This is a genomic window from Ramlibacter cellulosilyticus (assembly GCF_014297465.1).
GTDB classification, from domain to species: Bacteria; Pseudomonadota; Gammaproteobacteria; order Burkholderiales; family Burkholderiaceae_C; genus Ramlibacter; species Ramlibacter cellulosilyticus.
In genome coordinates, this window is sequence record NZ_JACORT010000014.1 from 77,385 (window position 1) to 100,986 (window position 23,602).

Here is a 23,602-nt window from a genome sequence, read left to right on the forward strand (position 1 = left end):
CACTTAGAAACGAAATCGGAGGCACGCGGCCTCCGATTTCCTTTACGAATCCAGCACTTAGCTGGTGCACTTGATGTGTTGCCTCATGCCACCTACAGGATGTAGCGAGAAAGGTCCTCGTTCCTGCTGAGTTCGCTGAGGCGGGCATCGACGTAGGCGGCGTCCACCGTGACGGTCTGCCCTTCCAGCCGGGCCGCCTCGAAGCTGACCTCGTCCAGCAGCCGCTCCATCACCGTGGAGAGGCGCCGGGCCCCGATGTTCTCGGTGCGCTCGTTGACGTCGTACGCGATCTGCGCGAGGCGCGTGATCCCTTCCGGCGTGAACTCCAGCTTCACCTTCTCCGTTTCCAGCAACGCCTGGTACTGCTTGACCAGCGAAGCGTGGGTGGACGTGAGGATCGCCTCGAAGTCCTGCACGGAGAGCGAGCCCAGCTCCACGCGGATCGGGAACCGGCCCTGCAACTCCGGGATCAGGTCGCTGGGCTTGGAGAGGTGGAACGCGCCGCTCGCGATGAAGAGGATGTGGTCGGTGCGGATCGGGCCGTACTTGGTCGATACGGTCGTGCCTTCCACCAGCGGCAGCAGGTCGCGCTGCACGCCCTGGCGCGACACGTCCGGGCCCGAGCCTTCGCCGCGCGCCGCCACCTTGTCGATCTCGTCGATGAAGACGATGCCGTTCTGCTCCGCGTTCTGGATCGCGGCGGCCTTGATCTCGTCCTCGTTGACCAGCGACGCGGCTTCCTCTTCCACGAGCAGCTTCATCGCCTCGCGGATCTTCAGCTTGCGCGTCTTGCGGCGGCCGCTCCCGAGCTGGCCGAACATGCCCTTGAGCTGCTCCGCCATGTCTTCCATGCCGGGCGGGCTCATGATCTCCAGCGAAGGCTTGGCTTCGGCGACGTCGATCTCGACGTCCTTGTCGTCCAGCAGCCCCTCGCGCAGCTTCTTGCGGAACACCTGGCGTGCCGTGCTTTCGCCACTGGCTTCCTCGCCGCGTGCGAGCGGGATCAGCACGTTGAGGATGCGCTCCTCCGCCGCGTCTTCGGCGCGCGTGCGCACCTTGCGCATCTCCGCCACGCGGGTCTGCTTCACGGCCATCTCGGCGAGGTCGCGGATGATCGCGTCGACGTCCTTGCCGACGTAGCCCACTTCGGTGAACTTCGTCGCCTCCACCTTGATGAAGGGCGCGTCCGCGAGCTTGGCGAGGCGCCGCGCGATCTCGGTCTTGCCCACGCCGGTGGGGCCGATCATGAGGATGTTCTTGGGCGTGATCTCGTGGCGCAGCTTCTCGTCCACCTGCTGGCGGCGCCAGCGGTTGCGCAGGGCGATGGCCACGGCGCGCTTGGCGTCCTTCTGGCCGACGATGTGGCGATCGAGCTCGGAGACGATTTCCTGGGGGGTCATGGAAGACATTTGTCGATCCGGGAAGAGGAACGCAGAGGACGCAGAGGATGCGCAGAGGTCGCAGAGAAGAGCTTCCCAGGCTGTTCTCTGCGACCTCTGCGTCATCTTTGCGACCTCTGCGTTCAAAGGCTGTTCACTCCAGCACCTCGATGGTGTGGTTCATGTTGGTGTAGATGCAAAGCTGGCCCGCGATCTCCAGCGACTTCTTGACGACGTCGCGCGCGCCCATGTCGGTGTTGTCCAGCAGCGCCTTCGCGGCCGCCTGCGCATAGCCGCCGCCCGAGCCGATCGCGATGATCCCCTGCTCCGGTTCCAGCACGTCGCCGTTGCCGGTGATGATCAGCGAGGACTCGCGGTCGGCCACGGCGAGCATGGCTTCCAGCCGCCGCAGCACGCGGTCGGTGCGCCAGTCCTTGGTGAGTTCGATGGCGGCGCGCACGAGGTGGCCCTGGTGCTTCTCCAGCTTGCCCTCGAAGCGTTCGAAGAGGGTGAAGGCGTCGGCGGTGGCACCGGCGAAGCCGGCGAGCACCTTGTCGTGGTAGAGCCTGCGGACCTTGCGCGCGCTGCCCTTGACGACGATGTTGCCCAGGGTGACCTGGCCGTCGCCGCCGATCGCCACCTGCCAGCGGCCGTCGGCGCCCTGGCGCCGCACGCTGACGATGGTCGTGCCGTGAAACTGTTCCATGAGGGGTTAGGGTCTAGGGATGAGGGCCTAGGGTAAAGCCAAATTCCCACATGGGGACGCCCGGCTGTTTCCCTAGCCCCTAGCCCCTAACCTCTAGCCCCTCATTCGTTCCGGATCGTGATGCGGGCGTGCTCGCTGATGCCGATGACGTTGAAGAACGCCGCCACCAGCCGGTGCACGTCGGAGAACTGCACCTGCCGCCCTTCGCCTTCGCGCGCCGTCACCCAGTTGAGCAGGGTGCCGGCCGCCGTGAAGTCGATGCGCATGAGGCGGGCGCAGGAGATGATCATGATGTCCGCGTCGGCCAGCTTGGCATCGAGCAGTTCGAGCGCTTCCTTGCCGTCGCCGAGGATCTGGCCGGAGAGCTCCACGGTCGCCACGCTGGAGAGCTGCGAGCTCATGGCGGGCAGCTGCGAGTCGCCGTAGGTCATCACGCTGGAGACCACGGAGTCGCGGTACGCCTCGCCGATGATGGTGTTGCGGCTGGCGAGGCTGCCATCGGGCTGCAGCGACTTGTAGTCGCAGCGCGCGCTGTCCCAGGAAGGCGGCGACACCTCGTAGGTGACGCAGTAGTCCAGGGCCACCAGCTCGAATTCGTCCGGGCGGTGCATCACGCGCAGGACTTCCATGCGCAGCTTCCACCAGCCGGGGTTCACGGCGCGGTCGCTCGAGGGCGTCGCTTCGCGCAGCACCTTCTCCAGCGCGTCGGCGCCGATGAAGCGCAGCTGCACGTTCTGGCCGGCCCACTGGGTGAACAGCTTCGTGAGCGGCTCCACGGCGCCATCGACGATGGAAGTGAGCTTGGTCCAGTTCAGCTTGTACGGTTGCGTCGCGCGGCCCAGCGCCGCCACGAGCGCCGCGGCCGTCTGCGTGCCGAACACCGCGGGGCTGGTCCAGTCCGCCTTGTCCTGGCCCGCCGCCGCGGCTGCCTGCGCAGCCGTCGGCGTGTTCATCTTCGCGATGATCTCCGGCATCGAGAACCACTGCGGCGCCGAGCGGCCGAAGCGGCTCGCGAAGTCGATCGCGGCGCTCTCGAACTTGGACTGCCAGCCGGCCGCGCGGTACAGGTCGAACAGCGTGAGCCAGGTCTCGTCGTGGTTGATGCGCGTGCCGTGCGGCGCGAGCACGTCCAGCAGGCCCGCCTCGGCGCCTTCGTTGTCGCCGTTGGCGAAGCGGATGGAGGCTTCCTCCAGCTCGGGGTCGTGCGCGAATTCCTCGACGTGGATCGCGAACTGCTTGGACGGCGAGAACGTGCTGGGCGCGCTGCCCGGCACGCTGGGCGCACCGGCGGCCGCGATGTCGCGGGCGCTGGGCTGCGCATCGAAGTCCAGCGGCGGCAGGGCCGCGCGCGCCGCGGGCGGCGCCATGCGCGAACCGGCGGGCGCGGGCTGCGGCTGCTGCTGCGGCGGCACGAGGCCCATGGCCTGCGTGGTCGCATCCGGCAGCACGGAGTCCATCAGCGATGCCGGCGGCGCGGGCGCGGCGGCGCTGCCGTCCGCAGCGAGTTCCTGCGGCGCGGTGCGCGAATAGCTGGTCGCCGCGGGCGCGGGTGCAGCCGGCTGGCGCATGGCATCCGGCGGCACGTGCGCGGACATCGGGAAGCCGCTGGCGCCGGTGGGCATGCCGGAGTTGCCGCCATGCTTGGTCTTCCACCACTGCATGGACATCTGCGCCTCGATCTCGTCGATCTTCTTCAGCGTGGTGGCGCGGTCGTCCGGCTTGGACGGCATGGAGCTCTGGAAGAACGAGGGGCGCAGGCCCGGGTCCTGGCCCGCCAGCACCTCGCTGCGGCGCATCTTGCGCAGCATGTCGAACTCGCGCTTGCGCACGAAGTCGTTGCGGCGCTTGCGCTCGATCATCTCCTTGAGCATCTGCTTGGAGTACGAGCTCTCGCGGTCGGCGTCCTGGCCTTCGTTCTCGTTGAAGCCGCTTGCGGGGTTGCGGACGAAGCGCACCACCCGGGACAGCAGTCCACCGGGTGCGGAATCGTCTTTGTTCGCCATGTGCGGAACCTGCGGGGAGGGACTGCGGGAGATGCCCGGCTCAGTCGCCGAACATCTTCTGCTTCAGCTCGCGGCGCTGCTGCGCCTCGAGCGACAGGGTCGCCGTCGGGCGCGCGAGCAGGCGGCCCACGCCGATCGGCTCGCCGGTCTCGTCGCAGTAGCCGTAGTCGCCCGCGTCGATGCGCGCGATGGACTGCTCGATCTTCTTCAGCAGCTTGCGCTCGCGGTCGCGCGTGCGCAGTTCGAGCGCGTGCTCCTCCTCGATCGTCGCGCGGTCCGCGGGATCGGGGACGATGACCGTGTCCTCGCGCAGGTGCTCGGTGGTCTCGCCGGCGCTATTGAGGATGTCCTGCTTCAGCTGCAGCAGCTTCAGGCGGAAGAACGCCATCTGCTTGTCGTTCATGTACTCCGCATCCGGCATCGCCAGGACTTCTTCGTCCGAGAGTTCCTCGGCGGACTTCGTCTTCCAGTTGTTGGCCAGCTTCGGGTCCTTCTTGATGGACACGACGGGCGGGGGCGTCAGTACGGATTGGGTTGCCATGGGGGTGTAGCTTGCCTTGGCAGCAGCCGGGGCCTGCGGCATCGCGGGTGCGGGAGCGGGCATGGCGCGCGGCGCGGCGGGAGCCGGCTGCGGGACGGGCCTGCTCGCCGCGGCGGGGGCCGGGGCGGGTGCTGCGGGTGGAGGGGAGGCCTTGGCGGCGGGCGCGGCTTTCGCCGGCGCGGGGCTCGCCTTGGCGGGGATCTTCTTCGCGGCGGCGACGACGGCCTTCGCGCCGGTCACGACGGCCTTGGCGACGGCGCCCACGACCTTGCCGGCCGTGGTCTTCGGGGCGGTCTTGGCCGCCTGGGGTGCCGTCTTCGCCGGGGCCTTCGCAGCCTTGGCCGGTGCGGCCTTGGCGGGCGTCGCCTTCGCTGGAGCCTTCGCCGTCTTCGCGGCGGGCTTGCTGGTCTTGGCTGGGGTCTTCTTCGCGGGAGCCTTCTTCGCCGGTGCCTTGGCCGCTGTCTTCGCCGCCTTGGGCGCGGGCTTGGCAGCCTTGGCCTTGGCAGGAGTCTTCACCGCGGTCTTCTTGGTCTTGGCAGCGGCCTTGGGCTGAGCCTTCACTTCCCGTCTCCTCGCGTCGGCGCCGGAGGCGTGCGGCGCGTTGCGCGCATGCCTGCCTTCTTTCGTTGTAGGGTCAACGCCGTCATGACCGCGATTTATACCCTGAGTTAAGGGCTCTGCACGACCGTGAACCTCCTTTTCGTCATGGCGCGGCGCCGCCACCCCCCTTGCGGGAGAGGCCGTGAGTTGCGGAAGCGAGACAAACATGTCCGGGGCGCGGCGCGGGTTGCATCAAGGGCGCCAGCGTAAACCCGGCACTTGCGCGGCACGGTTCGGACCGCACCGACGCGGCGCGTCAGACAAGGCACTGCTCGAGGCCCTGCAGGAAGATGTCCCGGGGCAGGTCGATCCCGATGAAGACCATCTTGGACAGGCGCTGCTCGCCCTCGCCCCATTGCGGGCCCAGGTCGCTCCCCATCAGCTGGTGCACGCCCTGGAAGATCACCTTGCGCTCGGTGCCCTTCATGTTCAGCACGCCCTTGTAGCGCAGCATGCGCGGGCCGTAGATGTTGACGATCGCCCCGAGGAAGTCCTCGAGCTTCATCGGGTCGAAGGCGCGCTCCGAGCGGAAGACGAAGCTCTTGACGTCGTCGTCGTGGGCGTGGTGGTGCGGGTGGTCGCAGTGCTCGCCGTGCTCGTGGTCGTGGTCATGACCGTGGTGGTGGTCGTGCTCGTCTTCCTTCAGGAAGTCCGGGTCGATGTCGAGCTTGGCGTTGAGGTTGAAGCCCCGCAGGTCGAACACGCTCTTCAGGGGCACCTCGCCGAAATGCACCTGCTGCTGCGGCGCGCGCGGGTTCATGTGCTTGAGGCGGTGCACCAGGGCGTCGACCTCGTCCTTGCCGACGAGGTCGGTCTTGGAGATGAAGATCTGGTCGGCGAAGCCCACCTGGCGGCGCGCTTCCTGGCGGTCGTCCAGCTGCTTGTCGGCGTGCTTGGCGTCCACCAGCGTGAGGATGGAGTCGAGGAGGTAGCTCTCGGCGATCTCGTCGTCCATGAAGAAGGTCTGCGCCACGGGGCCGGGATCGGCGAGGCCGGTCGTCTCGATCACGACCCGGTCGAAATCGAGCATGCCCTTGCGCTTCTTGGCGGCCAGCAGCTGCAGGGTGGAACGCAGGTCCTCGCGGATCGTGCAGCAGATGCAGCCGTTGCTCATCTGGACGATCTGCTCCTTCGTCTCGGTGACCAGGATGTCGTTGTCGATGTTCTCCTCGCCGAACTCGTTCTCGATGACGGCGATCTTCTGGCCGTGCGCTTCGCTCAGCACGCGCTTGAGCAGGGTCGTCTTGCCGGAACCGAGGAAGCCGGTGAGGATGGTGGCGGGGATGAGGCTCATGGTTTTCAGGGGATAGGGTCTAGGGGCTAGGGCCTAGGGAACTTCAAAGTCTAGCCCGATGGCCGCTGTTCAGCGGTGCCGCGCCACATTCCCCTAGTCCCTAGCCCCCAGCCCCTAGCCCCTGCTCACTTGCGCAGGACCACCAGGCCTTTCAGGTACTCGCCTTCCGGGAATGCGAGCGTCATCGGGTGGTCCGCGGCGGCCCCGAGGCGCTCCACGATGTAGCCGTCGACGCCGGAATCCGTGCCGGCCGACGCCACGATCTTGTGGAACAGGTCGGCGGAAATGCCGCCGGAGCACGAGAACGTGAAGAGCACGCCGCCTGGCGCGAGCAGCTTGAGGGCGAGGCGGTTGATGTCCTTGTACGCGCGCGCGGCGCGTTCCGCGTGGGCCGCGGTCGGCGCGAGCTTGGGCGGGTCGAGGACGATGGCGTCGAAGGTCCGTCCCGCCTCGCCGAACTTGCGCAGGCTGGCGTTGACGTCCGCGTCCAGGAATTCGGCGCGCGCGGCATCGAAGCCGTTCAGGGCGACGTTGGCCCGCGCGCGTTCCAGCGCCGGCCCGGAGGAATCGATCGAGGTGACCTCGCCCGCCCCGCCCGCCAGGGCCGCCACGGTGAAGCCGCCCGTGTAGCAATAGCAGTTCAGCACCTTCTGCGCGCCGAGCCGCTTCACCCACTCGGCGAAGCGCGCGCGGCTGTCGCGCTGGTCCAGGTAGAAGCCGGTCTTGTGGCCGCCGGCGATGTCGAGGCCGAAGCGCCAGCCGTGTTCGGCGATGGTGAGCTCGGTCGCGCCGCTCCCGCGCAGCCAGCCCGTGGTTTCGGGCAGGCCCTCGAGCGAGCGCGCATGGGCGTCCGAGCGCTCGTACAGCTTCTGCAGCCCCGTCGCCTCCAGCAGGCCGTCGGCCAGCACCTTCTTCCAGCGCTCCGCGCCGGCGGAGAGGAACTGCGCCACCAGCGTGTCGCCGTAGCGGTCCACGACGAAGCCGGGGAGACCGTCCGACTCCCCGTGCACCAGGCGTACACCGTCACTGGAAGGGTTAAGCCGTTGCCTTAGGGCCACGGCCTGGACGAGGCGGTTGCGGAAAAAGGCCGGCTCGATGCGCTCCGTCTCCACGAAGCTCCAGGCCCGGGCGCGGATCTTCGAGGCCGGGCTGTAGGCTGCCCAGGCGAGGAACTGGCCGTCGCCGCCTTCCACGCGCACCGTTTCCCCGGGATCCGCGCCGCCCCTGGCGACAGCGGAATCGAAGATCCATGGATGGCGGCGCAGGAGCGAGCGCTCGCGTCCGGGGTGGAGGCGAATGACTTTCATCTCCCTATTGTCGGCGCACGCATTAAGCGTAAGAATGTGCAACAGGACATAGTCGAGGAGAAACCCCGAATGGGTTGCTTGGCCCGCAGCCGCGGTATCGCGGCGACGCTGCTGTTCCTGGCGATGCTCCTGCTCGCCGGGACCGCCGGCGCGCGCACCGCGCTGAGGTTCGACACCGGCCAGCAGCCGGTGATGCTGCACGACGCCGGCGACGCGTGGGTGGACGACAGCGGCAAGGCCGACGTGCAGGCCGTGGTGTCCGACCCCTCGATCAAGTGGCACGCCACCGGCGACAACAACATCTATCGCCTCGACAAGGGCCAGGCCCTGTGGGTCCGTTTCACGGTGCCGCCCGCCCCCACCGCGGAGCGCTGGTACCTCGAAGTGCCTTATCCCGGCGTCGACAAGGTGACGCTGTTCGTGCAGAACGCCAGCGGCGAATGGGTCGGCCGCTCCGCGGGCGACAACATCGCCATCGGCGAGTGGCCGCTGCCGCACCGCCACCCGATCATGCCCGTGTCCGTCTCGCCGCAGACGCCGCGCGTGCACCTCCTGCGCATCCAGAACGGCACGATCTTCGGCGCCCCGCTGCAGCTGGTGAGCGACAGCTACATGGGCCGCACCGAGCAGGGCATCTCGCTCATGCTGGGCATCTACTTCGGCCTCGTGGTGCTCGCGGTGATGCTGGCGGTCACCGGCGCGGTGACGCTGGAAGATTCCGGCTACTGGCTGTACGCGATCTCGGCGCTGCTGATGGCATTGACGCAGGCCACGATCACGGGCCTGGCGGGGCTGCACCTCTGGGGCGACTGGCCCTGGTGGAACAACATGGCGCCACAGGTGCTGCCGCTGTTCGCCATCGCGTCGCTGCAGATCTTCTTCGCCGAGGTGGTGTCGCTGCGGGAACGTTCGCGCACGCTCTACCGGCTGCTGCTGGTGGGTGGCCTCGCCTCGATCCCGCTCGCGCTGTACCTGATCCTCACGCCCAACGTGCAGGAGCGCCTGAACTGGATCGTCGTCTACTTCCTGGCCGCCACCATCGCAGGCTACGGCGTGGTGGTGTGGGCCGCGCTGCGCGGCGACCGCTACGCGCCCTGGCTGCTGGTGGGTTCCACGCCGGTGGGCATAGGCGCGCTGTTCCCGATCGCGCGCGCGGCGGGCCTCATCCCCATCAGCTTCTGGACCACGCACGGCATGCAGGTCGCGATCGCGGCCGAACTGCCCATCCTGCTGATCGTGCTGGCCATGCGCAGCCAGCACCGCCGCGAGCACGTGCGACGCATCCAGGGCCTGGACCGCATCGACCCCGCCACCGGCCTGATCAACGCCGCGGTGTTCCACGAACGGCTGGTGCGCCTGGTCACGCGCTCGCAGCGGCTGAAGTTCCGCAGCGCCATGCTGCTGGTGGACATCGCCAACATCGACCAGATCCGCCGCCAGTTCGACTCCGACTCCGCCCGCGAACTCACGCTGCGCGTCGCGGGCCGCCTGCTGTCGGTCGCGCGCGAGATCGACACGGTGGCGCGCCTGTCCGAGCACCGCTTCGGCATCCTGCTCGAAGGCCCTCTGCATGCCGACGAGGTCGCGGAAGCCGGGCCGCGCATCGTGGCGCGCTGCCTCATGCCCTTCAAGGGACGGCCGCTGGAATGGTCGGCGCACGTGCGCGTGGCGCAAGCGCTGATCCCCATGGACGGTACCGATCCCTCGCAGCTGATCGGCCGCCTCGAGATGCTGCTGGCCAGCGCGCCGGCCGACAGCCGCCGTGCCGTGTTCATGCTCTCCAAGACGAGCATGCCGGCCGCGCTCACCCCGTAACACCTTCGTCCTCGGGAAAGTCCCGTCCCTCGCCGCGGGGGACGGATGCGACAACCTTGGTTCGCAAGCAGGCGGGCGCCTGCGCTTCCAAGGAGACATCCCGATGGCCCCCACGGTTCCCCTCTCCCCCTGGCGCGCGGCCTGTGCCGCCGCGGCCCTGAGCCTCGCGTGCGCCCCGGCGCTCGCGCAGGAGACCTTCAGGATCGGCATCGTCAGCTTCCTCTCCGGCCAGGCCGCGGAGAGCTTCGGCGTGCCGGCCGTCAACGGCGCGAAGGTGCTCGTCGACGCGTTCAACAAGGGCGCCGCGCCGGCTCCGTACAACAAGGTCGGCTTCGGCGGCATGAAGATCGAGGCCGTCTACGTCGACGAGAACGGCGGCGCCACCAAGCAGGTGCAGGAACTGCGCAACCTCTACGAGCGCGAGAAGGTCGACGCGGTCGTCGGCTACGTCGGCTCGGGCGACTGCCTCGCGGTCGCGCCCGTCGCCGAGGAGATGAAGAAGTTCCTGATCCTCTACGACTGCGGCACGCCGCGCATCTTCGAGGACGGCAAGTACGAGTACGTCTTCCGCACCGCGGCCCACGCCACGATGGACAACGTGGCGCTCGTGCGCTACCTGAAGTCGCGCAACGTCAAGGTCGAGCGCTTCAACATGATCAACCAGGACTACGCCTGGGGCCAGGACAGCAAGAAGGACTTCACGCTGACCATGGCGCAGCTGTACAAGGACGCCAGGGCGGACGCCGACCTGCTGCCGAAGTTCGGCGCGGGCCAGTACGGCACCGAAGTGTCCGCGCTGCTCTCCAAGCCCGCGGACATCGTGCATTCCAGCCTGTGGGGCGGCGACCTGCAGGCCTTCATCCTGCAGGCGGGCGCGCGCGGCGTGTTCCAGAAGCAGACGCCGGTGCTCTCCGCGGCGGACCACGTGCTGCCCGGCCTGGGCGAGAAGATGCCGCAGGGCGCGATCCTCGGCGCGCGCGGCGCGTACGGACTGATGTCGCCGAAGTCCGCCCTCAACGACTGGTGGTGGGACCTCTACTCGCTCGCCTACAAGACCTACCCGGTGCAGGCGCCCTACCGCATGGTGCAGGCGATGCTGGGCCTGAAGCTCGCCGCGGAGAAAGCGATGGCCGCCAACGGCGGCAAGAAGCCCACGCCCGAACAGCTCGCCGCCGCGCTCAAGGGCTCCAGCTGGGAATCGCCCGCGGGCACCATCCGCATGGCGCTCGGCGACGGCCACCAGGCGATCCAGGACACCGCGATCGGCCGGACCAAGTGGGACGCGAACCGCCGGATGATGGTCCTGGAAGACATCCAGCGCTTCCCGGCCGAATGCGTGAACCCGCCGGCCAACATGAAGAGCGACGACTGGCTGAAGGCGGGGCTGCCGGGCGCGAAGTGCTGACGGCACCGCCTTGAACCTCGCCCTCACCATCCTCTTCGACGGCCTGACCTACGCGGCCTGGCTGTTCATCGTCGCGCTCGGGCTCACGCTGGTGTTCGGGGTCCTCAAGATCCTGAACATCGCGCACGGCAGCTTCTACGCCGTGGGCGCGTATGCGGGCGCGAGCCTGGTCGCCTGGCTGGTCTCGCTGAAAGTCTCGCCGCTCCTGAGCGTGGGCGCGCTGGTGCTGGCGGCGGCGGGCGTGGCGGCGCTGCTGGCGCCGCTCACCGAGCGCGGGCTGCTGCGCATGTTCTACCGGCGCGACGAGGTGCTGCTGGTGCTGGTCACCTATGCCCTCTTCCTCGTGCTGGAGGACGCGACCAAGCTGCTGTGGGGCGTGCATCCCTACTACGCCTCGGACACCTACCAGGCCTTCGGCAACCTGCAGCTCGGTCCCTTGAACTACGCGGGCTACGACCTGCTGCTGGTCGGGGTGGCGGTGGTCGCGGGCGTCGCGGCCTGGTGGGTCCTGAACCGCACGAGGCAGGGGAAGATCGTCACCGCCGTGATCCACAACGCGGAGATCGCGGCCAGCATGGGCGTGAACGTCTCGCGCGTGTACACGGGGGCCTTCGTGGTGGGCGTGTTCCTCGCCGCACTCGGCGGGGCGCTGACGGCGCCGATGATCTCGGTGCAGCCGGGCCTGTCGGTGGGCGTGATCATCGTGAGCTTCGCCGTCGTCATTATCGGCGGGCTGGGCAGCATCGAAGGTGCGGCGCTCGGTGCGCTGGTCGTCGGCCTCGCGCGTGCGGCGTCGGTCCACCTGTGGCCGGCGGCGGAACTCTTCAGCATCTACATCGTGATGGCCGTGATCCTGGTGTTCCGTCCGGAAGGTGTCTTCCAGCGCGTGCAGGCCCGAAAGATATGACCACCCCCGAAGCGCCTGCGGCGCCTCCCCCTCGAGGGGGCGCCACCAGCGGCCCGGCAAAGCCGGTTCCGCGGTGGCACTGGATGTCCACCGTCCTGGCAACCGCCGCGGGCCTCGCCTTCCTGCTCGCCGCCGGCGCGCTCGCACCGCGCTGGCTCACGTCGCTCGCCACCCTCGCCCTCGCCAACGGCCTCGTCTCCCTCGGCATCGTGGTGATGATGCGCAGCGGCGTCGTGCCTTTCGGCCAGGGGCTGGTGTTCGCCTCGGGCGGCTACGCGGCAGCCTTGCTGTTCAACAAGGCCGGCATCACGGACATGGTCCTCCTGTCCGCGCTGGGAGGCGCGGCCGCCTCGCTGGTGGCCGCACCCTTCGCGCCGCTGCTCGCGCGCTACCGGGGGATCTTCTTCGCGATGCTGACGCTGGCGCTGTCGATGGTGCTGTACGGGCTGCTGATGAAGACGGAGACGCTGGGCGGCTCGGACGGCTTCAACGTCTCGCGCGGCACGCTCTTCGGCTGGAAGCCGCCCGACGGGGCCGCGCACTACACGCTCTGGGCCGTCACCTCCGCGATCGTGTGCCTGCTCGCCGGGTGGGTGCGCATCTACTGCCACTCGCAGCGCGGCCTGCTCTCGCTCGGCGTGCGCGACAACGAACTGCGGGTGGAGTACCTGGGCACGTCGGTCGCGAACATCGTCGCCTGGAACTACCTGATCGCCGCGGCCCTGGGCGGCGTGGGCGGCGCGCTGGCGGTGCTGGCGCTCGGCCACATCGACCCGAACTTCAGCTACTGGACCACTTCCGGCGAGTTCGTGTTCGTCGCCATCCTCGCCGGCCACCACAGCGTGGTCGCCGTGCTCGCGAGTTCCTTCCTGCTGGAGCTGGTGCGCTCCTTCTCCAGCGCGTATTTCCCCAACACCTGGCAGCTCGCGCTGGGCCTCTTCCTGCTGCTCGTCATCCGCTTCCTGCCGGACGGGCTCGGGGCCCTGCTGGTGGCGCGCAGGAGGCCCGCATGACGCCGGTGTTGTCCGCCCGCGGCCTGCAGCGCACCTTCGGCGCCGTGGTGGCGGCCGCCGACATCAACGTCGACGTCGCGCAGGGCGAGCGCCTGTGCCTGATCGGCAGCAACGGCGCGGGCAAGACGACCTTCGTGAACATGGTGACCGGCTACCTGAAGCCCACGGAGGGCAGCATCCTGCTGGCGGGCGAGGACGTCACCCGGCGCTCGCCGCGCGAGATCACGCGGCGCGGCGTCGCGCGGTCCTTCCAGATCCCGCAGCTGTGCCTGCACATGACGGTGCTGGAGAACATGCTCACCGCCCTGCATTGCACTCAGGCGCACGCTCACTTCCTGCGGCCGGCACGCGACGCCGCGTCGCTCGCCCGCTGCGACCAGCTGCTCGCCGCCTTCGGCGTGGCGGAGCATGCGCAGCGCCTCGCGCGCGAGCTGCCGGGCGGCGTGCGCAAGCTGCTGGACATCGCCATGGCCCTGACCGGCCAGCCCCGCCTGCTGCTGCTCGACGAACCCACCAGCGGCGTGAGCGCGGACGAGAAGTTCGCGGTGATGGACACCGTCGTCCGCGCGATCGAAGGGCGGCAGGACGAAGCGCCCGTGACCGTCGTCTTCGTGGAGCACGACATGGACATCGTGCGGCGCTACGCGAGCCGCGTGGCCGCGTTCTCCAGCGGCCGCATCATCGCGGACGGCGCGCCGGCGCACGTGCTCGCCGATGCCGACGTGCAGCGCTACGTCACGGGATCGCTGCCCGCTTCGCTGGCGGAGGCCGCATGATCGCCCTGGACGACGTGCGCGTCGCGATCCAGAACGTGGAGGTGCTGCGCGGCTTCTCGCTGCGTGTCGCGCCCGGCACCCTGGTAGGGCTGATCGGCCGCAACGGCGCGGGCAAGACCACGGTGATGCGCACCGTGATGGGCCACCTTCCCCTGCTTGCCGGCCGCGTCACGCTCGGCGGCCAGGACCTCGCCCGCGTGCCGCCGCACCGGCGCGCGGCGCTCGGCATCGGCTACATGCCCGAAGACCGCGGCCTCGTGCCCGAGCTCACGGTGGAAGAGAACATCGCCCTGCCCGTCTGGGTTTCGCGCGAGCTCGTGCTGCGCGATCGCCTGGCGATGGTCTACGGCATCCTGCCCGAGCTGCTGGAGATGCGCGATCGCAAGGCGCTGCTGCTCTCCGGCGGGCAGCAGAAGCTGGTGGCGCTGGCCCGTGCGCTCGCGGTCGGCACGCGGCTGCTGCTCCTCGACGAGCCTTTCGAAGGCGTCGCGCCCGCCCTGTCGCAGCGGCTGTCCGAAGTCGTCGGCCAGTTGCGCGGCTCGGGCCTCACCGTGGTGATCAGCCAGTCGGACCTGAACCACTCGCGCCGGCTGCTGGACGAGGAAGTGGTGATCGAACGCGGTGCCAACGTCACGACGGAGGCGGCTGCATGACGCGTGCCTGGCCCCCGGTGGCGCTGCGCCACGAGCGCCACTTCGGCGACCGCGTGCTGCGCTGCTTTGCCGACCGGCCGCCGCACCTGCCGGCGATGCTGGCACAAGCGCGGTCGGTGGATGCGTCCGCGCCCGCGCTCGTCGACGGCGCGCGGCGCTGGACCTGGGGCGAGCTCGACGCGCTCAGCACCCGGCTCGCGGTGGGCCTGCGCCAGGCCGGGGTCGAACCCGGCGACCGGGTCGTGCTCGTCGCGCCGAACCGCGCGGAGTTCGTGGTCGCCACGCATGCCGCGCTGCGGCTCGGCGCCGTGCTGGTGCCGGTGAGCATGCGCGAAGCCGGCCCCGGCATCGCCTTCATCCTGAACCAGTGCCGCGCGACGCTGGTCATCGCCGACCCGGTGCTGTCCATGCTGGTGCCGCCGGCCTTGTCCGACGGGCGCCCGCTCACGCGCGTGCTGCTGCCGGGTGGCATCGCGGCCGGCGGGTGGCTGCACTGGGACGCGCTGCTCGCTACGGACGCCAGCGGCTTCGCGGACGCCGAGCCGGCCGAGGAAGACCCGGCCGTCCTGCTCTACACCTCCGGCACCACCGGCGCGCCCAAGGGCGCGGTGCTGACGCACCTGAACCTCGTGCACTCGGTGCTGCACTACCGGCATGCGCTCGGCCTGCGCACGGGCGAGACGGGACTGCTCGCCGTGCCCGGCTCCCACGTCACCGGCCTCGTGGCCCTGGTCCTGGCGATGGCGGGCGTCGCGGGAAGCGTGGTGCTGCTCGCGGACTTCAAGGCATCCGCCAGCCTCGCGCTCGTGGCGCGCGAGCGCGTCAGCTACACGCTCATGGTGCCCGCGATGTACGCGCTGTGGCTGCGCGAACCCGCGCTGCACGACACCGACCTCTCCTCGCTGCGCCTCGCGGGCTTCGGCGGCGCGCCCATGGCCGGCGCCACCATCGAAGGCCTGCGCGCGAACTGCCCGGGCATCCGCCTCTTCAACGCCTACGGCTCCACCGAGACCTCCTCGCCGGCGACGCTGACGCCTGCCGGCTCCGACCGCCTGGAGGCCGTGGGGCAGCCGCTGCCCTGCGCCGACATCCTCGTGATGGACGAGACCGGCCGCGAGGTGCCGCACGGCACGCCGGGCGAAGTGTGGATCGCGGGCCCGATGGTGGTGCCGCGCTACTGGGACAACCCGCAGGCCACCGCCGACAGCTTCGTCGCGGGCTACTGGAAGTCGGGCGACATCGGGACGATGGATGCCGACGGCTTCCTGCGCGTGCACGACCGCAAGAAGGACATGATCAACCGCGGCGGCTACAAGGTGTTCTCGGTGGAGGTGGAGAACTGCCTGGTCGGCCACGACGCCGTGCAGGAGGCCGCGACGGTCGGCGTGCCCTGCCCCGTGCTCGGCGAGCGCATCCATGCCTTCGTGTATGCGCCGGCGGTGGTGGATACCGGCAGGCTGCAGCAGGAGCTCACGGCGCGGTGCAGGGCGCAGCTGGCGGATTACAAGACGCCGGATGCGTGGACGTGGCTGGCGGAACCGCTGCCGCGGAATGCGAACGGGAAGGTGATGAAGAGGAGCTTGCGCGAGCGGGTCGGGTGAGCTGGGGTGCACTTCGTGCAACCCAGCCTACGGCCCGCGCTCGTTCGTAGGCTGGGTTGCGCGCAGCGCACCCCAGCAATGCCGACGCCTACTTCCTCTTCGCCCGCGGATGCGCCGCGTCGTACGCCTTGGCCAAATGCTGGAAATCCAGCCGCGTATAGACCTGCGTCGTCCCGATGTTCGCGTGCCCCAGCAGCTCCTGCACCGCGCGCAAGTCGCCGCTGGATTGCAGCACGTGGCTCGCGAAGGAGTGCCGCAGCATGTGCGGATGCACCGGCGTGGCCAGCCCCGCCTGCAGGCTGCGCTGCTTCAGGCGCTGCCAGATCGCCTGCGCGCTCAGGCGCTGCCCGTGCCGCCCCAGGAACAGCGCGGGATCCTTCGCCGCGACACCGGGCGTCCGCACCTTCAACCAGTGCCGCAAGGCCTCGATCGCCTTGCGCCCCACGGGCACCGTGCGCCGCTTGCTGCCCTTGCCCAGCACGTGCGCCTCGCCCGCCTCCAGGTCCACCCAGCCCCTGGCTTCCCGGCTCGCCTGCGCGTCGAGCCCCACCAGCTCGCCCACGCGCAGCCCGCAGCCATAGAGCAGTTCGACGATGGCCGCGTCGCGCGCCTCCATCCACGGATCCGCTTCTTCCGCGCTGAACTCCGCGAGCTGCACCGCGTCGTCCACGCTCAGGGCCTTCGGCAGCGGCTTGGGCGCCTTGGGCGCACGCACGTCCTGCACGGGATTGGCCTGCACGAGGCTTTCGCGCCCCAGCCAGGCATAGAAGCCCCGCCAGCCGGAGAGGATCAGCGCAATGCCGCGCCCGGAACGTCCGCCGCCATGCATCTGCGCCACCCAGCGCCGGATGTGCGCGTTCTGCACCTGCAGCAGCGGCACGCCGGCTTTCGCCGCGTTCTCCGTCAGCTTCTGCAGGTCCAGCGCATAGAGCTCCACGGTGCGCGCCGCGAGCCGCTTCTCGACGCGGACGTGTTCGAGGTAGCGCTCGACCAGCCCGGCGTCCGCTTCCACTTCAATTCCCTCCGCTCAAGAGCACGGCGGCGGCAAGGCGCACACGCGCGTCCAGGGCCACCGCGGAACCGGCTTGGCCGGGCCGCTGGTGGCGCCCCCTTGGGGGGAGGCGCCGAAGGCGCTTCGGGGGTGGGCCATCACCGAGGGCGCAGCCGCGAGAGGGCGGCGCTCGCGAGTTCGGCGATGCGTTCCAGGAAGTCCGTGGCAAATCCGGACTGGAAGCGCTGCGGGTCCGGCGAGGCCAGCACCAGCATGCCGAAGGCGGGGCCCGAGCCGTTGACCGCGCCGGGACGCAAGGCGATCAGCGCGATCGACATCGCCGTGGACGGGTCCGGCAGCCAGCTGACCGCCTCCACGCCGGACACCACGCCGCAATAGGGCTGCGCGAGCGACGAGGCGAAGCTCTTCGCGTCCTCGCTCACGCCCTGCGCGAACGGGTCCTGCGCGTAGCGCGCATCCACGTCCCACACTTTCAGCGCCACCTGCGGGATCATGAACTCCCGCTCGAGCTCCGCCACCAGCGTGGCCGGCAGCGCGCGCGTGGACTGCACCAGCAGCAGGGACTTCGCCCAGCGGTGGATGCGGTCCGAGATCACCATGTTCTCGTTGCCGTGCCGCACCATGTCCATGATGCGGTGCTCCAGCGCCTTGATCTTCTCGCGCAGCATCTCCGCCTGCCGCTCCTGCAGGCTCACGGCGCGGTTGCCGTGCGGGCTGGTGAGGTGCACGGAAGCGAGCAGCTCCGCGTGCCGCTCGAAGAAATCGGGGCTGTTCGCCAGGTAGTTGGCGATGTCGTCTTCCGTGATCGGATTCATGGGTTCCAAGCCGTCCTCACTCCTGCAATTCGATTTCGCCTTCGAAGACCGTCACGGCGGGACCGGTCATGAGCACCGGGGCGTCGCCGCCGGCCCATTCGATCGTGAGCAGGCCGCCGCGCGTCTCCACGTCCACGCGCGCGTCGAGCTTGCCCAGGCGGATGCCCGCGACCACGGCGGCGCAGGCGCCCGTGCCGCAGGCGAGCGTCTCGCCGGCGCCGCGCTCGAACACGCGCAGCCGGATGCGGCCGCGGTCCACGACCTGCATGAAGCCCGCGTTCACGCGCTTCGGGAAGCGCGAGTGGTGCTCGATGAGGGGGCCTTGCTTCGCCACCGGCGCGCGGTCGACGTCGGCCACTTCCTGCACCGCGTGCGGGTTGCCCATGGACAGCACCGCGACGGCGACGATCTCCGACTCCGCATGCGTACCCAGCGCCAGGTGCCACTTCTCCCAGGCGCCTTCCTTGTGCGGGCTGAGCCCCGCGGCCACGAAAGGCACGTCCTCCAGGCGGAAGACGGGCTTGCCCATGTCCACGGTGACGCGCCCATCGGCGTTCAGCCGCGGCTCGATCACGCCGGAGAGGGTCTGCACCTTGATGCGGTCGCTGCGCGTGAGCCCCTTGTCCGCCACGTAGCGGGCGAAGCAGCGCGCCCCGTTGCCGCACTGCTCCACCTCGCCGCCGTCGGCGTTGTGGATCACGTACTCGAAGTCCACGCCGGGGGCGGGACTGGGGCGGACGGTGAGGATCTGGTCCGCGCCCACGCCGAAGTGGCGGTCGGCAAGCTGCCGGTACTGGGCGGGGGTGAGGTCCAGGCGCTGGCGCGTTTCATCGAGCACGATGAAGTCGTTGCCCGCTCCCTGCATCTTGGTGAAACGGATGCGCATGCGGCGATTATCCCCGCAGACGCTCGAGCGCGCGATCCACGAAGAACAGGCGGTCCTGGCCCCAGAAGCGCTCGGTGGTACCGCCGATGATGAAGGTCGGCGCGCCGAAGACGCCCAGGCGCTCGGCCTCGTCGCTGTACGCCTGGTATTGCTGCAGCACCGCCGGGGCCTTCTCCAGGGCGTGCAGCGCCTTGCCGTCGTAGCCGTTCTCGTCGGCGATGGCGATGCGGACCTCGGGCCTGGAGGTGTCGCGCTCCTCGGCCCACAGGGCGCGCAGCAGCGCGTGCGAGAGCACGAAGGCGTCCAGGCCCTGCTGTTGCGCGGCGATCACCATCCAGCCCGCGTACTTGTTCCAGTCCTTGTCCTGCACCTCGTAGCGCGGGTAGTGCGCCGGCTGGGTCACGATGGGCATGCCGAGGTACTGGCCCCAGCGGGCGAGCTCCTCGTCGTGGTAGGTGCGCCGCGGCTCCGGCCGGGTGCGGATCGGCACGCCGCCCGTCTTGGGGATGACGGCCTGGAAGTCGTAGGGCTTGAGCACCAGCTTCACCTTGTGCCGGCGCACGATGTCCTGCAGCTGGGGCCCGGCAAAATAGGCCCACGGCGATGACAGGCTGTAATAGCAGTCCAGTTGAATCGTCATCCGCGAATTATCTGCCCGTGACCCCTGCTTCCCCCGCCCTGCCGCCCGTTCCGCCGCAGGCGATCGCTTCCCCGCGCGACGACGCCGCGCTGGCGCGGCTCGCCCGCGACGCCCGCGCCGACCTCGCGCGCCTGAACTTCCCGCCCGCCAACTGGGTACCGCCCACGACCACGCCCGACGGCTCGCCCGTGCTGGACGTGCTCGTGGCCGGCGCCGGCATGTGCGGCCAGACCGCGGCCTACGCGCTGCTGCGCGAAGGCATGGCCAACATCCGCGTGGTCGACCGCGCCGCCCGCGGCGAAGAAGGCCCTTGGGGCACCTACGCGCGCATGCTCACGCTGCGCAGCCCCAAGCACCTGACCGGCCCGGACCTGGGCGTGCCGTCGCTCACCTTCCGCGCCTGGTACGAGGCGCAGCACGGCGACGCCGGCTGGGCCGCGCTGCACAAGGTGGGGCGCATCGACTGGCGCGACTACCTGCTGTGGGTGCGCGACACGGTGGGCCTGCCGGTGGAGAACGGCGTGTCCCTGCTTGCCGTGGAGGACCAGGGCGGGCTGCTGCGCGCGCGCCTGGCCTCGCCGCGCGGGGAGGAAACCGTCTGGGCCCGCAAGATCGTGCTGGCGTTGGGTCGCGACGGCAGCGGCGCGCCGCGCTGGCCGGAATTCCCCTCCCTGCGCCGCGACGATCCGCTCGGCGCCGGCCGCGTCTTCCATTCCGCGGATGCGATCGACTTCGAGGCGCTGCGCGGCAAGCGGGTCGGCGTGCTGGGTGCGGGCGCATCGGCGTTCGACAACGCGGCCTGCGCGCTGGAAGCCGGCGCGCAGGTGGACCTGTTCGCGCGCCGGTCCTTCCTGCCGCAGGTGAACAAGAGCAAGTGGACGTCCTTCGCCGGCTTCTTCCGCGGCTTCGAGTCGCTGGACGACGCGCGCAAGTGGCGCTTCTACACCTACATCTTCGACGAGCAGGTGCCGCCGCCGTGGGAGACGGTGCGGCGCTGCGATGCGCATGCCGGCTTCACGCTGCGGCTCGGCACGCCGTGGACGGACGTGCGGCCGCAAGCGGATGGCGTGCAGGTCACGACGCCGTCCGGCAGCGAGCGCTTCGACGCCGTCATCTTCGGCACTGGCTTCGACGTGGACTTGCTGGACCGCCCCGAGCTCGCGCGCTATGCCGGCGCGATCGACACCTGGGCGAACCACGTGGATCCGGACGAGGCGAAGCGCAACGTGGAAGCGGCGCGCTTCCCCTACCTCGGCTCCGGTTTCGAACTGCGTCCCCGGGGCGAGGTGCACCGGAATGCGCTGGCCAGCGTGCACCTGTTCAACTGGGGCAGCACCATGAGCCACGGCGCGCTGGCAGGCGACATCCCCGGCCTGGCCATCGGCGCCGGGCGCCTGGCGCAATCCATCGCGAAGGACTTGTTCGTCGCCGATGCGGACCTGCATTGGGAGAGGCTGCAGGCGCTGGAGGAGCCGGAGCTGTTGCCGACGAAGTGGTACGTCCCCCCCGAGCAGCGCAAGTAGGCTGGGTTTCGCGCCAGCGAACCCCAGCGCTCCCGCGCATCGCTGGGGTGCGCTTCGCGCAACCCAGCCTACATTCCGGGTGGGCGCCCTCAGTCGATCGACACCCCCGCCGCCTTCACCACCTCCGCCCACTTCAGCCGGTTCGCGTGCACCGTCGCCTTGAACTGCTCCGGCGTCTCCAGGCGGATGGTGTTGCCCATGCTTTCCAGCTTGGACTTCACCTCCGGCTGCTGCAGCACCTGGCGGATCGCCGTGTTCATCTTCGCCACGATGGCCGGGTCCGTGCCCTTGGGCGCGAAGATCGCGAACCAGGTGGAGCTGTCGAAGCCCTGCGTGCCCGGCAGGCCGCTTTCGGCAATGGTCGGCACGTCCTGCACCGCCGGCACGCGCCTGCCCGTGGTCACGGCCAGCAGGCGCACCTTGCCCGCCTTGGCATGCGGCAGCACCGTCTGCACCTGGTTCATGATGCAGCAGGTCTCGCCCTTCAGCACGGCCTGGATCGCCTCCGGCCCGCCCTTGTAAGGCACGTGCACCATGTTCAGGCCCAGCTTCGCGTTCATCTCCGCGAAAGCCATGTGCGTGCCGGTGCCGTTGCCCGTCGACGCGTAGTTGTACTTGCCCGGGTTCGCGCGCACCGTGTCGGCGAACTCCTTGAGCGTCTTCACGTTGATCACGTCGGGGTTGATCGTGAGAACGTTCGACACGTCGTTGATCGGCGAGACCGGCACGAAGTCGGCTTCCACGTCGAAGGGCAGCTTCTTGTACAGCGCGGCGTTCACGCCGTGGGTGGCGGCGGTGCCGAACAGCACGGTGTAGCCGTCCGGCCTGGCGCGCGAGACGTACTCGCTCGCGACGTTGCCGGCGGCGCCCACCTTGTAGTCGATGACGATGGGCTGGCCGAGCGCCTTGCCCAGTGGCTCCTGGATCAGCCGGCCGATCACGTCCACGCCGGAGCCGGCGGGGAAGGTCATGATCATCGTGATCGGGTGCTGCGGCCAGTCGTTCTGCGCCTGGGCGAGCGGCGCGAGGGCCAGGCCGGCCAGGGTGGCCGCGAGGGCGCGGCGGAGGGTGGACGTCTTTTTCATGCGAGGAACTCCAACAAGCGTGACGCCGCATTGTGGCAAGCACCATGGATCGTTTCCAGCATGAGCTTATGCTGCGGGCCATGCGCATCCCCGACTGGACCCCCGAAGGCAAGCCGCAACCGCAGGACCTGGTGCAAGCCATCCTGGAGCGCCGCGGCGGCGAACTCCTCAACCTCGACCGCGCCCTGCTCTGGAGCGAGCCGCTCGCCCGCGGCTGGAACACCTACCTGAAGGCGGTGCGCACCGGCCTGGGCGCGAGCCGGCAGCTGCGCGAGCTGGGCATCTGCACCGTGGCGCTGCTCACGGGCGCGCACTACGAGTACCACCACCATGCCCCGGACTACCTGGCGGCAGGCGGCACGCAGGCGGCGCTGGATGCGCTGCAGGCGTACGTGAAAGCGGGGGCGCAAGGCGAGCCGCAGGGCCTCGCCGGCGACGAGGCGCTGGTCGCCCGCTACGCCACGCAGATGACGCGGGACGTGAAGGTGGAAGATGCGGTCTTTGCGAAGATGCAGGAGCGCTTCGGGACGACCGAGCTGGTGGAGATCACGGCGGCGATTGCGACCTACAACATGGTGGCGAGGTTCCTGGTGGCGCTGGGCGTGTCGCCCGAGGAGTAAGAGCCACCGTCATTCCCGCGAAGGCGGGAGAGGCGGGGACGACAGAACCTATTCCGCCTTGATGTTGTTCTCCCTCACCACCACCGCCCACGTATCGATCTGCTGGTCGATGAAGGCTTTCGCCGCCTCGGGCGTGCCGCCCACGATCGTCATGCCCTGCCCTTGCAGCTTGCCGGCCACCTCGGGGTTCTTCAGGGCCTTGTTGATCTCCTCGTTCATGCGCCGCACGATCTCCGGCGGCACCCTGGCGGACGTCAGCACGCCCCACCAGGCCGGCGCGTCGAAGCCCGCGTAGCCGCTTTCCGCGACCGTGGGCACGTCCGGCAGGTCCGGCGAGCGCTTGCTCGTGGTGACCGCCAGCGGGCGCAGGCGCTTGCTGTCGATGTGCGGCTTGGTCACGACGATGGAGGCGACCGACAACGGCACGTGGCCCGCCACGGCGTCCTGCATCAGCGGACCGCCGCCCTTGTACGGCACGTGCGTCCATTCCAGCCCGCCGTTCTTGCCCAGCAAGGCCATCGCGAGGTGGCCCAGGCTGCCGCTCCCGACCGTGCCGAAGTTGACGTTCTTCTTCGCCTTCGACGCGGCGACCACGTCCCCGAAGCTCTTGTACTCGGAGGCCACGGGCGTCGCGATGACCATCGGCGCCGTCCCGAGCAGCGCCACCGGGGCGAGGTCCTTCTTCGTATCGAAGGGCATGTTCGGGATCAGGCTCGGGTTCACGCCGTGCGTATCGAACACGACGGCGTACGTGTAGCCATCCGGCGCGGCGTGCGCCACGAAGCCCGTGCCGATGGAGCCGGAGGCCCCCACCTTGTTCTCCACGATCACCGTCTGGCCGAGTTGCTGCGTGAGCTGCTGCGCCAGGATGCGCGCCACCTGGTCCACCGAGCCGCCCGGGGGAAACACCGACACGAGCCGGACCGGCTGCCGCTTCGGCCAGTCGCCGACCTGGGCCTGGACGGGCAGCGCCGCGCAGGCGGCGAGGGCGAGCGCAAGCAGGGTTCTGCGGGGGGTCATG

General features: G+C 69.6%; 21 protein-coding genes. 9 read left to right on the forward strand and 12 right to left on the reverse strand.

The features are described 5' to 3' along the window. Window positions 1-92: 92 nt before the first annotated feature. From hslU to H8N03_RS24160, 6 genes are all read right to left on the reverse strand, one after another. Window positions 93-1,409 (reverse strand): ATP-dependent protease ATPase subunit HslU, encoded by a 1,317-nt coding sequence (hslU, locus tag H8N03_RS24135; protein ID WP_187078795.1) that lies wholly within the window; start codon window positions 1,407-1,409, stop codon window positions 93-95. A gap of 124 nt (window positions 1,410-1,533) precedes the next feature. Continuing rightward, window positions 1,534-2,085, reverse strand: coding sequence for an ATP-dependent protease subunit HslV (gene hslV, locus H8N03_RS24140; protein WP_187078796.1), 552 nt, complete (start codon window positions 2,083-2,085; stop codon window positions 1,534-1,536). Between the two features lie 101 nt (window positions 2,086-2,186). Continuing rightward, window positions 2,187-4,088: an STAS domain-containing protein gene (locus H8N03_RS24145; protein WP_187078797.1), complete on the reverse strand. Its 1,902-nt coding sequence runs from the start codon at window positions 4,086-4,088 to the stop codon at window positions 2,187-2,189. Window positions 4,089-4,128: 40 nt separating this feature from the next. After that, window positions 4,129-5,190: an RNA polymerase-binding protein DksA gene (gene dksA / locus H8N03_RS26485; RefSeq protein ID WP_354005172.1), complete on the reverse strand. Its 1,062-nt coding sequence runs from the start codon at window positions 5,188-5,190 to the stop codon at window positions 4,129-4,131. A 295-nt stretch (window positions 5,191-5,485) separates the two neighbouring features. Continuing rightward, the gene (locus H8N03_RS24155) at window positions 5,486-6,523 is read right to left on the reverse strand and encodes a CobW family GTP-binding protein (protein ID WP_187078798.1); all 1,038 of its coding nucleotides are present in this window, start codon (window positions 6,521-6,523) and stop codon (window positions 5,486-5,488) included. 125 nt (window positions 6,524-6,648) lie between these two features. Continuing rightward, window positions 6,649-7,830 carry a class I SAM-dependent rRNA methyltransferase gene (locus H8N03_RS24160; RefSeq protein WP_187078799.1) on the reverse strand — a complete coding sequence of 394 codons (1,182 nt, stop codon included), beginning with the start codon at window positions 7,828-7,830 and terminating at the stop codon, window positions 6,649-6,651. Window positions 7,831-7,908: 78 nt separating this feature from the next. On the opposite strand from H8N03_RS24160, the gene H8N03_RS24165 reads away from it, so the two are divergent. From H8N03_RS24165 to H8N03_RS24195, 7 genes are all read left to right on the forward strand, one after another. Further along, the gene (locus H8N03_RS24165; RefSeq protein ID WP_187078800.1) at window positions 7,909-9,645 is read left to right on the forward strand and encodes a sensor domain-containing diguanylate cyclase; all 1,737 of its coding nucleotides are present in this window, start codon (window positions 7,909-7,911) and stop codon (window positions 9,643-9,645) included. A 103-nt stretch (window positions 9,646-9,748) separates the two neighbouring features. Then, a complete protein-coding gene (locus tag H8N03_RS24170) occupies window positions 9,749-11,050 on the forward strand; it encodes an ABC transporter substrate-binding protein (protein ID WP_187078801.1) in 1,302 nt (433 codons plus the stop codon). A 10-nt stretch (window positions 11,051-11,060) separates the two neighbouring features. Then, window positions 11,061-11,957 (forward strand): branched-chain amino acid ABC transporter permease, encoded by an 897-nt coding sequence (locus H8N03_RS24175; protein ID WP_187078802.1) that lies wholly within the window; start codon window positions 11,061-11,063, stop codon window positions 11,955-11,957. 83 nt (window positions 11,958-12,040) lie between these two features. After that, window positions 12,041-12,970, forward strand: a complete 930-nt coding sequence (locus H8N03_RS24180) for a branched-chain amino acid ABC transporter permease (RefSeq protein WP_255428378.1) — start codon at window positions 12,041-12,043, stop codon at window positions 12,968-12,970. Further along, entirely contained in the window at window positions 12,967-13,746 is a 780-nt protein-coding gene (locus H8N03_RS24185) for an ABC transporter ATP-binding protein (RefSeq protein WP_187078804.1), read from the forward strand. The genes H8N03_RS24180 and H8N03_RS24185 overlap by 4 nt, the downstream gene beginning before the upstream one ends. Then, a complete protein-coding gene (locus H8N03_RS24190; RefSeq protein WP_187078805.1) occupies window positions 13,743-14,399 on the forward strand; it encodes an ABC transporter ATP-binding protein in 657 nt (218 codons plus the stop codon). Before H8N03_RS24185 ends, H8N03_RS24190 begins: the two co-directional genes overlap by 4 nt. Further along, window positions 14,396-16,000, forward strand: coding sequence for a class I adenylate-forming enzyme family protein (locus H8N03_RS24195; protein WP_187078806.1), 1,605 nt, complete (start codon window positions 14,396-14,398; stop codon window positions 15,998-16,000). Before H8N03_RS24190 ends, H8N03_RS24195 begins: the two co-directional genes overlap by 4 nt. An 88-nt stretch (window positions 16,001-16,088) precedes the next feature. Here the strand turns inward: H8N03_RS24195 and H8N03_RS24200 are convergent, their stop codons facing one another. From H8N03_RS24200 to H8N03_RS24215, 4 genes are all read right to left on the reverse strand, one after another. After that, entirely contained in the window at window positions 16,089-17,012 is a 924-nt protein-coding gene (locus tag H8N03_RS24200; protein WP_187078807.1) for a tyrosine recombinase XerC, read from the reverse strand. A 137-nt stretch (window positions 17,013-17,149) separates the two neighbouring features. Beyond that, on the reverse strand, window positions 17,150-17,827 hold the full coding sequence (locus H8N03_RS24205; RefSeq protein WP_187078808.1) for a DUF484 family protein: 678 nt from the start codon (window positions 17,825-17,827) through the stop codon (window positions 17,150-17,152). 16 nt (window positions 17,828-17,843) lie between these two features. Then, a complete protein-coding gene (gene dapF / locus H8N03_RS24210) occupies window positions 17,844-18,713 on the reverse strand; it encodes a diaminopimelate epimerase (protein ID WP_187078809.1) in 870 nt (289 codons plus the stop codon). A gap of 7 nt (window positions 18,714-18,720) precedes the next feature. Next, a complete protein-coding gene (locus H8N03_RS24215; protein ID WP_187078810.1) occupies window positions 18,721-19,353 on the reverse strand; it encodes a 2-hydroxychromene-2-carboxylate isomerase in 633 nt (210 codons plus the stop codon). A gap of 17 nt (window positions 19,354-19,370) precedes the next feature. Between H8N03_RS24215 and H8N03_RS24220 the strand changes: the two genes are divergently transcribed. After that, window positions 19,371-20,876: an FAD/NAD(P)-binding protein gene (locus H8N03_RS24220; RefSeq protein WP_187078811.1), complete on the forward strand. Its 1,506-nt coding sequence runs from the start codon at window positions 19,371-19,373 to the stop codon at window positions 20,874-20,876. Between the two features lie 89 nt (window positions 20,877-20,965). Here the strand turns inward: H8N03_RS24220 and H8N03_RS24225 are convergent, their stop codons facing one another. Next, window positions 20,966-21,961 carry a Bug family tripartite tricarboxylate transporter substrate binding protein gene (locus tag H8N03_RS24225; protein ID WP_187078812.1) on the reverse strand — a complete coding sequence of 332 codons (996 nt, stop codon included), beginning with the start codon at window positions 21,959-21,961 and terminating at the stop codon, window positions 20,966-20,968. Window positions 21,962-22,041: 80 nt separating this feature from the next. Between H8N03_RS24225 and H8N03_RS24230 the strand changes: the two genes are divergently transcribed. Then, entirely contained in the window at window positions 22,042-22,581 is a 540-nt protein-coding gene (locus H8N03_RS24230; RefSeq protein WP_187078813.1) for a carboxymuconolactone decarboxylase family protein, read from the forward strand. A gap of 48 nt (window positions 22,582-22,629) precedes the next feature. On the opposite strand, the gene H8N03_RS24235 is transcribed toward H8N03_RS24230, so the two are convergent. Beyond that, on the reverse strand, window positions 22,630-23,601 hold the full coding sequence (locus tag H8N03_RS24235) for a tripartite tricarboxylate transporter substrate binding protein (protein ID WP_187078814.1): 972 nt from the start codon (window positions 23,599-23,601) through the stop codon (window positions 22,630-22,632). Window position 23,602: the final 1 nt, after the last annotated feature.